Source organism: Acinetobacter sp. A2 (assembly GCF_012371325.1).
Taxonomy (GTDB): Bacteria; Pseudomonadota; Gammaproteobacteria; order Pseudomonadales; family Moraxellaceae; genus Acinetobacter.
Genome location: NZ_JAAZQX010000007.1, coordinates 18758 through 31419, shown reverse-complemented (window position 1 = coordinate 31419; position 12662 = coordinate 18758). Strand labels below are relative to the sequence as shown.

The window sequence follows — 12662 nt, the reverse complement described above, 5'->3', positions numbered from 1 at the left end:
ATTTTTCAATAAAAATTACATTATGATTCTTCTAAATTTAATACTATTTTTCTAAGATTTACCAAAAAGTAAAATAATGGTGAACCATCCGACACAACCTGTCGAAAATGCGATGTATATTAATTCCAACCAAACAAATAAAGATTAAAAACATACCATCCTAACATTGCACAACAGAGGGCCAACATCATGAAAATTCTACCTTCTTTTTACAGTACTCAGCATAGTTTTGCTGCTTTGAAACGGTTGCACAAAAGCATTATTCGCAAGAAAATCAATTTAGGAGATTTACATCGCGTGTATAGTGCAATGCTACATTTAGAGCGTTATAACGCACGTTTAGATGCTGATAAGCGTGATAATTCATATTAAATTTTCACAGAAATTGGCAGTCTTTATTCATTGGTGCTAAAAATACGAGGTCGTTTTAATCTATATATTTAGTTGAATTTTCATTTTAAATTAAAGTCTTTATTATTTTTAATACGGTTATAGTGATAAAAAACAGTGCTATAGAAAAAAGCACAAAGAGGGTGTTATGAAATGTGTGAGTTCAACACATGAGCGTTTGGCAGATCGACTTGCCAATATTTTAACCAAATTAAATGTAGGACATCAATTAAGTGTCAAGGAGTTGGCAGAAGAGTTTCAGGTCAGTACCCGAACCATCGAGCGTGATTTTGACCGTTTGAATGCATATTTGCCTCTGCTGCAAGACCAGCGCAGCAAGCGTTATTATTTAGATTCATCTTATTTAGGCCGTTTTAAATTACAGGATATTCAGAACTTTGCTCAGTTGTCGGGCATCAGTGATTTATATCCTTCTTTGGACATCTCGTTTTTAAGGGAGTTAATGGATCATCGGGCAAACTTGGTGTTTTCAGCCAAAGGTTATCATTATGAAGACACCACTCAATACGCAGAACATTTTAAGGTTTTGACGCAAGCTATCCAGCAAAAGAAATCGGTTGCATTTGCCTATAAAGGTAGCTTAAGAGAAGTGTTGCCATATCGTTTAATCCATCATCACGGCAATTGGTATTTGGCTGCAGTTGATCAAGACACTTTAAGGGTCTACCGTTTAAGCCGTATTGAACAGGTTGATCATACGCATATCGCCCAAGACTTTGAGCATCAGACTGAAATTTTGCAGCAGTTGGAAGATGAAGAGGGCATTTGGTTTGGGCATGACAAACAGGAAATCCGTTTATCGGTAGATGCAGAAGTTGCTTTGTATTTTAAACAGCGGCGACTGTTTCCAGAACAACAAATTCTTCAAGAAAAACCGTGTGGTGAGCTGCTCATTTCATGCCAAATCCGCCATGAAATGCAGCTATATCCTTTGGTGAGGTATTGGATTCCACATCTAAAAATTGTTGAACCGGCACATTTACAAGAGAATTTGCTCAAAGGCTTGAGTCATTATATTTGTTGATCTCAGGTTTTTTAGATGAGCAATGACTGTAAGGCGTTAAGATTACTGCTGATCTGTTCGATGTACTTTTACTTTACTGTTATCGCAGTAAAATTATTACAGCGGAATCTGTCGAGCTTTCGCTGAAATTGTGCGAAAATAGCGTTTTGCTCTTTTGTCTAAGGACAGTACATGATTGACCAATCTCCTGAATCATTAAGTGATATCGAAATACTCGACATTTTACAATCCATGAAAAGTGATGAATTGGATACAGAGGCAAAAGAGATTATCCGTAATGGTGGGAAAGCAGGTCGTCAGGAAGCGCATAAAGCTGCGTTGGTGGCACTGAATCAGTCTTTCGAAAGCAAGTTTGTTGAAGCGGTTAGTTTGGCTTTACAACTGAACGATGCACAAGCCAAAAAAATTCGTTATAAAAAAGACCGTGTACGTATTTTGAAAGTACGTGGCATAGATTATTTAGCCATTGATGGTGCTGAAACAGCACAAGTCTTGGCACAGATCGCACAGGCAATTGTGCGTGAAGATGCAACGGTTACCCATGATTTGCACAATATTTTCCCATTCTGGAAAGAAGGCTGGCCGATGGTGCAATTTGATAATGTTTATAAAATCTTAGCTGAAGATATTGCAATTCATTATCATGCGGTATTGGATGAATTGATTAAGCAATACTAATATTTAGATCGTTCCCAATAAAAAAGCACTATATCATTTACGATGTGGTGCTTTTTTATTGTCGTGTTTAGCACATAGTTATTCTTCTGTTGCTACAGCATTTGCGTTGTCCAAAGGTTCTACAATGCGCGTTACCAAGAGTTGGTCAATTTTAAAATGATCGACATCGACCACTTCAAATTTATAACCATCAAATAATACAGAATCTGCAGGTCGTGGAATTTTTCGCAATTTATACATCATAAAACCTGCAATAGTTTCATAATTTTCATCATCGGGCATTTCATCAATTTGCAGCGCATGTTTAATGTCTTCAATTGGGGTGCTGCCATCAATCAACCATGAGTTATTGTCACGTTTAATAATTTGCTGGTCTTCTTCAATGGGTGTCACCCAATCGCCCATTACGGTAATCATAATATCCGACAGGGTAATCACACCGACAACCAAGGCATACTCGTTAATCACCACCGCAAATTTTTCTTTGGTAGAGCGGAAACGATCGAGTAATTCAGAAAGCGTGAGGGTATCTGGAATGGTCAAAACATTACGGATGGTGCTTTCATTCAGTTGTAGTAAAGATTGATTGTTTAGAATTCTGACTAAAATGTCTTTGGCATCCACATAACCAATCACGTCATCAATATTTTCACTGCACACCAAAAATTTGGAATAGGGGTACTCTGCAAGTTTTTGTCGAATACTGGCTTCCGATTCCTTTAAGGTAAAAAACACCACATTTTCACGTGTGGTCATACTTGAAGGCACGTTACGCTCTTCTAGTTCAAACACGTTTTCAATAAAGTGATGCTCTTGCTTCTGCAAAACACCAGCCTGCGCACCTGCATCCATCACCGCAGAAATATCATCAAAAGTAATGTTATCTTCACGGGTGGTGTTGACTTTAAATAAACGGAACAGCACATTGGCAATGGCATTGATCATCCATGCCAAAGGTTTACAGACCCGAATAAAAATCTGAATGGGGTTAATAACCGCCACTGCAATTTTTTCAGGGGCAATCATGGCCAAGCGTTTAGGCATCAGGTCGGCAAATAAAATAAACAGTGACGTGACCAAGGTAAAAGAAAGTGCAAAACTGATGGTTTCTGCCCAAGGCCCTTGATAAAAGCGCATGACTAGGTTGTAGAAATAAGGACGAAATGCACCTTCACCTAAAATACCACCTAAAATTGCAACAGCATTTAAGCCAATTTGAGAGGCCGCAAAAAAGTCAGCCGAGTTTTCTTGTAGGTCTAATACTTTTTGGGCACGTTCATCGCCAGATTCGGCTAAAATTTTTAATTTAACTTTACGCGCACCTGCCAGTGCAATTTCGGTCAGGGATAAAAAACCAGCTCCGACAATGAGTATTAAGATAATAACGATATTCTGGAAGAGGCTCACGAATCCACCTGTGGATTATATTATTGTATCTATTACAAATTTGAATCTTTTTAAAATGCTGAGGAATACCGAAATATTCCTCATTTGAGTATAAGCTTTTACAAATAATAAGTTCAGTGAATTTTTAATTAATAGGCTGAAAATTGAGAGTTATTCATTAAAAACTCACGATTTTCTTCCTCAATCATCTGACGTGCCACATATAAAATCAGTTGACGTAACCAGCGGTGCGCAGGGTGATGATGTAGCAATGGACACCATGCCATCTTCAATTCAAATTCTGGAATATAAAATGGTGGGTCTTTAATGAGTAAATTTTGGCTTTTGGCTTGTAAGCGTGCGATTCGGGTTGGCAGGGTAGCAACTAAATCGACATTAGAGGCAAGTAAAGCAGGCATTTGATAATGACGGGTAAATACCGAAATTTTACGTTTTTGGCCAATACGCTCTAATGCTTGGTCAATCCAACCTAAACCAGCCTGTTTTTCAGGATTTACGCCAAAGCCAACGCCCATACCAGTTTTAGAGACCCAAATATGCTGAGCATCTAAATAACTTTTTAAATTGAGATTATTGGCAGCAGGGTGTTTGTGATTGAGTAAGCAAGAGAAGCTGTCACGCCAGACTAAAACCTGATGAAAACTTTGCGGAATTTCATTAAAACGGTTAATCGCCAAATCAACTTTGCCTTGTTCCATGTCACGGTATGACACATCACTAGGCGTTAGAAAGTCGAGTACAACATTGGGTGCTTCAGAACGTAACGCTTTAACCAAACGCGGTACTAGTGTTGCTTCGGCATAGTCGGATGTCATAATCCGAAAAACACGATTAGAGGTATAAGGGCGGAATTCGGTACGGGGTTCCAGAATCATGGAAAGGTCAGACAAGGCATCACGAATACGCGGTTGTAGTTCTAGCGCGCGTTCGGTAGGGGTCATACCTTCAGAAGAACGAATTAGCAGGGGATCATTAAATAAATTGCGTAAACGACGTAAAATATTACTCATGGCAGGTTGGGTGACCCCTAATTGTTCTGCAGCACGTGTTACATTTTTTTCACGAAGTAAGACATCAAGATAAATTAATAGATTAAGATCAACCCGCTCCAGATTCATAAAATAAATACCGAAAATAAAATCAATAAATTATAGGGATTATGCCATAAGCTGTATGGCTTGTGTAGAAATTATGATGAAAAAAACGACGAGATAAACAGCAAAAAATGGCAATAAAAACAGCCAAAGTCCTGACTATTTCTGAATGAAATATGTGTACAAGCGCATTACTTTTCTAATTGCAGTATTTTAAAAGCGTGTATGCCAATAAGCATTGGCAAAACTGATAATAAAACAAAGCTTTTGAGTGAAATCTATGCAGTTGTATTGAATTGAATATCATCAAATTTTATCTAAAAAATGGCAGAAATGGCCAATGCAAGTATTTTTTTAGAAACGCAAGACTTAAGTCTAATGAATAAATTATCTTCAAAAAGATGAATTTGTAAGCAAAGATATTTATGGTTTTTTAAAATTAATACAATTTAAAACAATGGTTTAGTTTTTTGTGAGCTTGTCAGAGTAAGACTTTGATCTATACATTTTTTTAAAAAATACCGAGAATTACACGAGAATATTGGATTAATTCATTCAGTCAATCTACTCTGTATTCATCGTAACGAAGTGCTCTAAATCTGAGCAATCAAGCATAAGCGCGATTTAGCCTTCGATTGATAAATCCTAAATAATATTACAGGGTAAAATATCATGTCTACATACCAAACAGCGATTGATGCAATCCGCGAATTAAAAGCAAAATTCGGCAACACTTGGGCAGACATCAGTCCTGAAGATGCTGCGCGTATGCAAATGCAAAACCGTTTCAAAACTGGTTTAGACATTGCTAAATATACAGCTGCGATTATGCGTCGTGATATGGCTGCTTATGATGCTGATTCAAGCAAATACACTCAATCTTTAGGTTGCTGGCACGGTTTTGTTGCGCAACAAAAAATGATTGCGAACAAAAAATACTTCGGTACTACTGAGCGCCGTTATATCTACCTTTCTGGTTGGATGGTTGCTGCACTTCGTTCAGAATTCGGTCCTCTTCCTGACCAATCTATGCACGAAAAAACTTCTGTTCCTGCATTGATCGAAGAAATCTACACTTTCTTACGTCAAGCTGACGCAAAAGAATTAAACGATTTGTTCCGTGCACTTAAAAAAGCACAAGACGCTGGTGACACTGCTAAAGCTGCTGAAATCACTGCACAAATCGACAACTTTGAAACTCACGTTGTGCCAATCATTGCGGACATCGACGCTGGTTTCGGTAACGAAGAAGCAACTTACTTACTTGCTAAGAAAATGATCGAAGCGGGTGCTTGTGCACTACAAATCGAAAACCAAGTTTCTGACGCTAAACAATGTGGTCACCAAGCTGGTAAAGTAACTGTTCCACACGAAGACTTCATCGCTAAAATCCACGCTTTACGTTATGCGTTCTTAGAAATGGGTCTTGACGACGGTATCATCGTTGCACGTACTGACTCTGAAGGCGCTGACTTGACTCAAAAAATCCCAGTGGTTAAAGAGCCAGGCGACATCGCTTCTCAATACATCAGCTACTTAGACACTCAAGAAATTGACATCTCTGAAGCGAAAGAAGACGAAATTCTTATCAAGCGTGATGGTAAATTACACCGTCCTAAGCGTTTAGCTTCTGGCTTGTACCAATTCCGTGAAGGCACTCAAATTGACCGCGTTGTACTTGACTGTGTAACTAGCTTACAAAACGGTGCTGACCTTCTTTGGATCGAAACTGCGACTCCAAACGTAGAAGAAATTGCACACATGGTTAACCGTGTGAAAGAAGTTGTTCCAAATGCGAAGCTTGTTTATAACAACTCTCCATCGTTCAACTGGACTTTAAACTTCCGTCAACAAGCTTACGATCGTTGGGTTGCTGAAGGTAAAGACGTTTCTGCTTACGACCGTGCTAAATTAATGAGCGCTGAGTACGACAACACTGAATTAGCTGCTGATGCTGATGAAAAAGTTCGTACATTCCAAGCAGATGCTTCTCGTGAAGCAGGTGTGTTCCACCACTTGATCACACTTCCGACTTACCACACTGCTGCGCTTTCTACTCATGAGCTTGCAGAAGGTTACTTCGGTTCTGAAGGTATGTTGGCTTATGTTGCTGGCGTACAACGTAAAGAAATCCGTGGTGGTATCTCTTGCGTTAAACACCAAGCAATGGCTGGTTCTGACATCGGTGACGATCACAAAGAAATCTTCTCTGGTGACAACGCACTTAAAGCTGCGGACGAAGCTAAAAACACTATGAACCAATTCAACGCGTAATCGCTGAATGGTTTAAAAGAAAACCCTGCGTAAGCAGGGTTTTTTTATGGCTGTTAAAAAGTGATGAAGCTATTTTTGAATAAAATTTTAATGAATCAAAGTTTTGCTTATTTAATTTTGATCACATCTGCCTGTACAGAAGCAGGGTAATGAAAAGATACTTTAATCCACTGTTTTTGCTGTGCTGGAATAGGCGATAAAAACTCAGGTTCAATCACTGCTGCGTATTCATGGTACTGTTGATCTACTAAAATCAAATCACTGGCATTGAGTTTAAGTGTCTGATCGGACTGGTTATGAATTGCTAAAAAATAATCGTGCGCAATCACAGGATCATTCAATTCTTTGATGGCAACACTTTGCACCTGTTCAGCTTGAATATTTACATGCTTTAGAGCATTGCTAACTTGCATATTTTCTACAGGGTGTAGAAGAACTTTTTTTGCAGCGTGTTGTGACTGTTGTTGCTGTAAGTGCAGTTCCAAACCATAAGTAGTCAATTGTATGGTCGCATAAGTGTGACCATTCTGCGTTTGCAGTAACCATTGATCTGCTGTACTAGTGGATGCTTCTTGATTTGATGAAGTCTTGGCAATGACTGCCTGAATATGTCCTGTCACATTATTTTCACGGCTTCGTTGCTTAAAACGTTGTACTTCATTGAGTTCAAAGCTTTGATCTTCATTCAAGCGTAAATGAATCACATGTTGCTCGCAGCGCTCACAAGGTAGCAGGGCTTTAAAATCCCCCGTCCATTGCCCAATCGTTTCTGTGCTAGACGTAGCAGTTTCAGTTTTAGCTAGGACTTGAGCTTTAGGCAAAATTTGGTTTTCAGGTGCAAATGCCGCCTGATTTTCCTGATGTTTTTCTGTTTGACCACAGGCAGATAGCAGCAAGGTGAGGGTGGTCAATGTGAGATGATAACGATTTAGCATACAAGCTAGAGATTCAGAGCTGTCTTGCTGTCACCTTAAACGTTCATGTCTAGTCTGAAAAGCAGATTCACGACATTTTTGCAGCAGATTTGTTGCAACTTATAACAAGTTAGATGCCGCAGTGACTTCACGAACCTTGTTATATCTTTCAAAGTGTCTAGGTTTTTCGTGCTGATGATCATGCCTTGATATTTTGACATGGTATTTAATTTTGCAAGGAACAAGTCAATAAATTGAATAACTTTGCGAAGAACTGGTTGTTCATCTCAAATTCATCATTTTTTTGTACATTTATATAGTAATTGTCTATTTATTATTTAAATGCTACTTTTATCTTGGTCAGCAGTTGCTAAAATTCGTCCACTTTATTTGGGGTATGTGGTTGTGTTTGAAAAATTAGCTGAGCGTAGCTTAAATTTAATGGGTTGGGAAATTGATAATCATTGTCCGTTGGAATTAGACCAATATGTCATGATTGCCGCACCGCATACCAGTAATTGGGATGCCCTGTATGCACGTTTGGGGCTTAAGGCTTTAGGTGTTAATGTTCGTCTGACCATTAAAGACAGCTATATGAAATTACCCTTTGGCCCTTTTGTTCGTGCCATGGGTGGAATTGGTATAGATCGTCGTCCTAAAGCACCTGGTGAAGCGCGTCCAAGTATGGTGCAGCTAATGACGGATTTATTTAAGACCCATCCGAAATTGGTCATGTTGGTCACGCCAGAGGCAACACGTGCGCGTCAGGAACAATGGAAAACAGGGTTTTATCACGTGGCTGTAAATGCAGGTGTACCTATTGCTTTGGCATATATGGACTATGCAAAAAAGAAAACAGGTATAGGTAAAATTATTTTTCCTACGGGTGATTATGAAAAGGACATGGCTGAAATTATGGCATTTTATGCACAAATTGAAGCTAAATTTCCTGAAAACTTTAGTGTGGATACACGTTACTATTCAGAGTAAGCGATGGTATCAACATTCAAATTGAATGTCTCAATTGAAAAGACAGGGCATTAGCCCTGTCTTACTTTAAAGCGTGGGTTAGATTTGCAGATCACAAATAATTTGCCACGACGTTTTACAATTTGGCAATCACCGCGTGACTTTGCACTTTTTAATGAAGATCGAACTTTCATACGTTTTAAAACACCTAATATTGTAATGTTATAATATTGCATATTTAAGCGGATTTGAAAAGCAGAAATTGTTGCGCTTGTGGTATTTGTATCTATACAGTGGTGAGTAAAAGAAAACAGCCTGAAGCAAATAACAAGCTCAGCACAATTTGTTTAAATTGCTTTTCAGAAATTTTATAAAATAATTTTGCACCTAAAATTGCTGGCAGGCTCACACTGATGATAATTACTGCCATGTAGGGCAATTGTGTTGTGTCTAAGTGACCTTGTATAGCATAAGCCAACAGTGTAAAAAGCTGAATGGCAAAGTTAAAGTGTCGCAGAATATAGCGTTGTTGTTCTTTACTAAGATTTTTTAGCATGACCCATGCAGAAGGTACCGAACCGCAAAATCCACCTAAACCGCCTAAAATACCGCCAATAAAACCAATAGTGCTATCGGCAATTTTTCCTGAGCGTTGAATGGCTGGAATTTGAGGGTTAAGCAGCATAATTGGGCACCACAACACTAAAAATAAGCCTAAAATTATTTTAAAGGTTTCGGCATTGAGTACATTTAGCAAATACGTTCCCAAAGGGACACCAATAAAACCTGCAATGAGATAAGGCAAAATCAGCTGTTTGCTGAGTTGATGTGGTTGTTCATTATACAGTGAAATTAAATGGCTCCACACGGACGCAAACACCACCAAGGGCGCAGCCAATTGTGGTGGGAGTACCCAAACCCAAAATGACATTGCCACCAAGGCAAAAGCAAAGCCAGTCAAGCCTTGAATAAAACCTGCAATGATCGCACCTAAGATAAACAGTAACCAAGTCATAAGGATGCTCATCTAAGTGTTAAAGGCTCGTTAGTGGTATTCATACATTTAAAAATACCAGTAAATCTGCATGGTGAAAGAAAGGTATAAACGATAAATTCAGCCCAATTTAAGCCGTAGTCTTTCTATATAAGCCTGCACGAACTGTACCTGCTTTGGTATCTTTTATTTTTTGCCAGCTATTTGGTAGTTTTAAGATGTTTAAATCCCGATCTGCTTCAACATAAATCAAAGCATTTTCTGCAATGAGCGGATCACTTAAATGTGACAACTCTTCCCATAAATCTAGACTATACGGCGGGTCTAAAAAGACCAAATCAAACTGACCTTTTAGTGAGTTTAAGGCCTGTTGTGCTGTACTGACTTTGAGTTGCGCCTGTGCTTTAGTGACACGTAACAACTCTAAATTCTGTTGTAGAAATTCAGCCTGCGTACGATTTGGCTCAATCATCACTACTTGTGCTGCACCACGTGAAAGTGCTTCAAAGGCCAAAGCACCTGAGCCCGCGCAAAGGTCTAAAACTTTACTATTTTGCACATCCCACATCAGCCAGTTAAATAAGGTTTCTCGCACACGGTCAGGGGTCGGGCGTAGTCCTTCAATAGAGGCAAATGCCAATTGGCGACGTTTCCATTCTCCACCAATAATACGCAGTTGATTTTTCATAATTTAATCACTCTCTACGGGTGTTGCTGGAGATGCTGATGTTGCTGATGGATTTGACACAGCTGGCTGAGATTGAACTACAGCGCTCGGATTTGTGGATGAGCGAGTTGTTGCAGCAGGTGAGGCTGTTGTTGCTGTATTGGTTGGGTTGGCAGATGGCACAACTGTTGATGTCACTTCACCGCTTGGCAATTCGCTCGGTTTTAAACCTGCTGTCATTAAACCACCGCTGACTTGTGCAGCAGAAGGGCGAATAGGCTTTTTATCTTTATTGAGTAACCAGTAATCCAAAATTGGACGCGCCAAGGCTGTTGCGGCAGAACCACCACGGCCATTTTCAAGAATAATTGCAATGGCAATCTCCGGGTTTTCCGCAGGGGCAAAGCCGACAAACAAGCCATGGTCAAGCTGACGATCTGTCAACAATGCTTCATTATAGCGTTTACCCTGTGCAATACTTTTAACCTGTGCTGTGCCTGTTTTGCCTGCAACAGAATATTGCAAACCACTTTTGATTCCTTTACCTGTGCCTGATTGAATCACATCAACCATAGCTTCACGCATTTTAATCCAGTCTTCTTCAGTACCATTAAAGTCAATTTTACCGTTGGTGCCATTGTGAACTTTAAAAGGTTTTGCACCACGGCTTTCACGTAGTACGTGTGGTGTAACTTTAAAGCCTTTGTTGGCGGTGATGGCGGTGGCCATCGCCAATTGTAAAGGGGTAGAAGTGAAGGCGCCTTGTCCAATGCTGACGGAAATGGTTTCACCTTTCATCCACTTGGCTTTACGAGTACGCATTTTCCAATCAGGGTTTGGATACAAGCCTGTGCTTTCACTTGGTAGGTCTACTCCAGTTTTTTCACTAAAGCCAAACTGACGCATCCAATCGTTCATTTTTTCAATGCCCATACGATAGGACAGTACATAGAAATATGTATCGCAGGACACGACTTGGGCTTTATGCATATCGACAATGCCATGTCCAGATTTTTTATGGTCACGGAAACGGTGGCTGTCACCCGGTAAAGTAAAATAGCCATAATCTTGAATGGCAGTTTTCCAGTCGACATAACCATAGTGAATACCACCAAGGCCAAACATGGGCTTAATGGTCGAACCAGGTGGATAAACCCCTTGTACTGCACGGTTATACAGTGGCTGATCTAAATTATCACGCAGGGCAGAGTAGTCAGTATGACTGATGCCTGTGACAAATAAATTGGGGTTAAAACTTGGGCTAGAGACTAAAGCTAAAATTTCACCTGTACGTGGGTCAAGTGCCACAATTGCACCACGGCGTTCTGCCAGTTGTTCAGAGGCGACCACTTGCAAGCCATAATCCAATGACAAAAACAAATCATTGCCACGTACAGGGTCTTTGCGTCCTAAATTGCGCAGTACATTCCCGTGTGCATCGGCTTCTACAGATTCATTGCCTGGAACTCCGTGCAGCAAATGCTCATAAGATTTTTCCACCCCAATTTTGCCAATCAGGTTGGTGCCTGCATAAGCATCCTTATCAATTTCTTTCAGTTCTTTATCATTAATACGCCCGACATAACCAATCACATGCGCAAATAGCTCTCCATGTGGGTAGTAACGCGTCATTTGAGTTTCAATATTGACCCCTGGGAATTGAAACTTCACTTCACTAAAGCGGGCAATATCGGATTCATTTAAATTCAGCTTGATCGATACACGTTCAGTTTTACGTGAAGTTTTAATCCGACTTTTAAAGCGATCGATATCTTCTTCTGTCAGTTGTAAAACAGGTGTCAGTCGCGCAATGGTATCGTCAATATCTTCAACATCTGCACGGCTTAAAGTGGCTGAGAACACAGGGTAGTTATCTGCCAATAACACACCATTGCGGTCATAAATATAACCACGTGCAGGTGCGAGTGGTTGTAGCCGAATTCGGTTTTTATCTGATGCAGTCGCAAATTCATCGTAGCCGCTAATTTGTAAAAAGGCATAACGAGCCACCAACAGCAGCAAGAAAAAAACCACAACACCCACCGAAAAAAAGATGCGATTGCGAAAAATACGCTTCTCTTGCTGAGCATTTTTTAACGGATAGTGTTGTTTCATACAAAAATTGGCTTAACAAAAATGAGGGAGAACGAATTTGGACTATTCTAACGCATCTATTGGCAATTTTGAGTAACCATGTTTGACTGAATTGCCCGATTTAACCTAGAAGATG

General features: G+C 39.7%; 12 protein-coding genes. 5 read left to right on the top strand and 7 right to left on the bottom strand.

Annotated features, from left to right (window positions below; genetic code table 11):
• Positions 1–189: 189 nt before the first annotated feature.
• The 3 genes from HHA43_RS04280 to HHA43_RS04270 all read left to right on the top strand — a co-directional run bounded on the left by HHA43_RS04280 (position 190) and on the right by HHA43_RS04270 (position 2113).
• Entirely contained in the window at positions 190–372 is a 183-nt protein-coding gene (locus HHA43_RS04280) for a hypothetical protein (protein ID WP_168417835.1), read from the top strand.
• A gap of 166 nt (positions 373–538) precedes the next feature.
• Positions 539–1435 (top strand): helix-turn-helix transcriptional regulator, encoded by an 897-nt coding sequence (locus HHA43_RS04275; protein WP_168417834.1) that lies wholly within the window; start codon positions 539–541, stop codon positions 1433–1435.
• Positions 1436–1606: 171 nt separating this feature from the next.
• Positions 1607–2113 carry a hypothetical protein gene (locus HHA43_RS04270; RefSeq protein WP_168417833.1) on the top strand — a complete coding sequence of 169 codons (507 nt, stop codon included), beginning with the start codon at positions 1607–1609 and terminating at the stop codon, positions 2111–2113.
• A gap of 78 nt (positions 2114–2191) precedes the next feature.
• Here HHA43_RS04270 and HHA43_RS04265 read toward each other — a convergent pair whose 3' ends face one another.
• Together HHA43_RS04265 and HHA43_RS04260 are read right to left on the bottom strand one after the other, a co-directional pair.
• Positions 2192–3520 carry a hemolysin family protein gene (locus HHA43_RS04265; RefSeq protein ID WP_168417832.1) on the bottom strand — a complete coding sequence of 443 codons (1329 nt, stop codon included), beginning with the start codon at positions 3518–3520 and terminating at the stop codon, positions 2192–2194.
• Between the two features lie 128 nt (positions 3521–3648).
• A complete protein-coding gene (locus HHA43_RS04260) occupies positions 3649–4638 on the bottom strand; it encodes a LysR family transcriptional regulator (protein ID WP_168417831.1) in 990 nt (329 codons plus the stop codon).
• Between the two features lie 648 nt (positions 4639–5286).
• Between HHA43_RS04260 and HHA43_RS04255 the strand changes: the two genes are divergently transcribed.
• On the top strand, positions 5287–6888 hold the full coding sequence (locus tag HHA43_RS04255; protein ID WP_168417830.1) for an isocitrate lyase: 1602 nt from the start codon (positions 5287–5289) through the stop codon (positions 6886–6888).
• Positions 6889–6995: 107 nt separating this feature from the next.
• Here the strand turns inward: HHA43_RS04255 and HHA43_RS04250 are convergent, their stop codons facing one another.
• Complete coding sequence (locus HHA43_RS04250; protein ID WP_168541798.1) at positions 6996–7823, bottom strand: copper resistance protein NlpE N-terminal domain-containing protein; 828 nt, start codon at positions 7821–7823, stop codon at positions 6996–6998.
• 384 nt (positions 7824–8207) lie between these two features.
• Here HHA43_RS04250 and HHA43_RS04245 point away from each other — a divergent pair, with 384 nt between their 5' ends.
• Positions 8208–8792 (top strand): 1-acyl-sn-glycerol-3-phosphate acyltransferase, encoded by a 585-nt coding sequence (locus HHA43_RS04245; RefSeq protein WP_171525564.1) that lies wholly within the window; start codon positions 8208–8210, stop codon positions 8790–8792.
• Positions 8793–8842: 50 nt separating this feature from the next.
• Here HHA43_RS04245 and ykgO read toward each other — a convergent pair whose 3' ends face one another.
• From ykgO to mrdA, 4 genes are all read right to left on the bottom strand, one after another.
• Positions 8843–8965, bottom strand: coding sequence for a type B 50S ribosomal protein L36 (gene ykgO / locus HHA43_RS04240; protein ID WP_084792804.1), 123 nt, complete (start codon positions 8963–8965; stop codon positions 8843–8845).
• A 92-nt stretch (positions 8966–9057) separates the two neighbouring features.
• Positions 9058–9786, bottom strand: coding sequence for a sulfite exporter TauE/SafE family protein (locus HHA43_RS04235; RefSeq protein WP_019837835.1), 729 nt, complete (start codon positions 9784–9786; stop codon positions 9058–9060).
• Positions 9787–9895: 109 nt separating this feature from the next.
• Positions 9896–10453, bottom strand: a complete 558-nt coding sequence (rsmD, locus tag HHA43_RS04230) for a 16S rRNA (guanine(966)-N(2))-methyltransferase RsmD (RefSeq protein ID WP_168417826.1) — start codon at positions 10451–10453, stop codon at positions 9896–9898.
• Between the two features lie 3 nt (positions 10454–10456).
• Entirely contained in the window at positions 10457–12547 is a 2091-nt protein-coding gene (gene mrdA / locus HHA43_RS04225) for a penicillin-binding protein 2 (protein WP_168417825.1), read from the bottom strand.
• Positions 12548–12662: the final 115 nt, after the last annotated feature.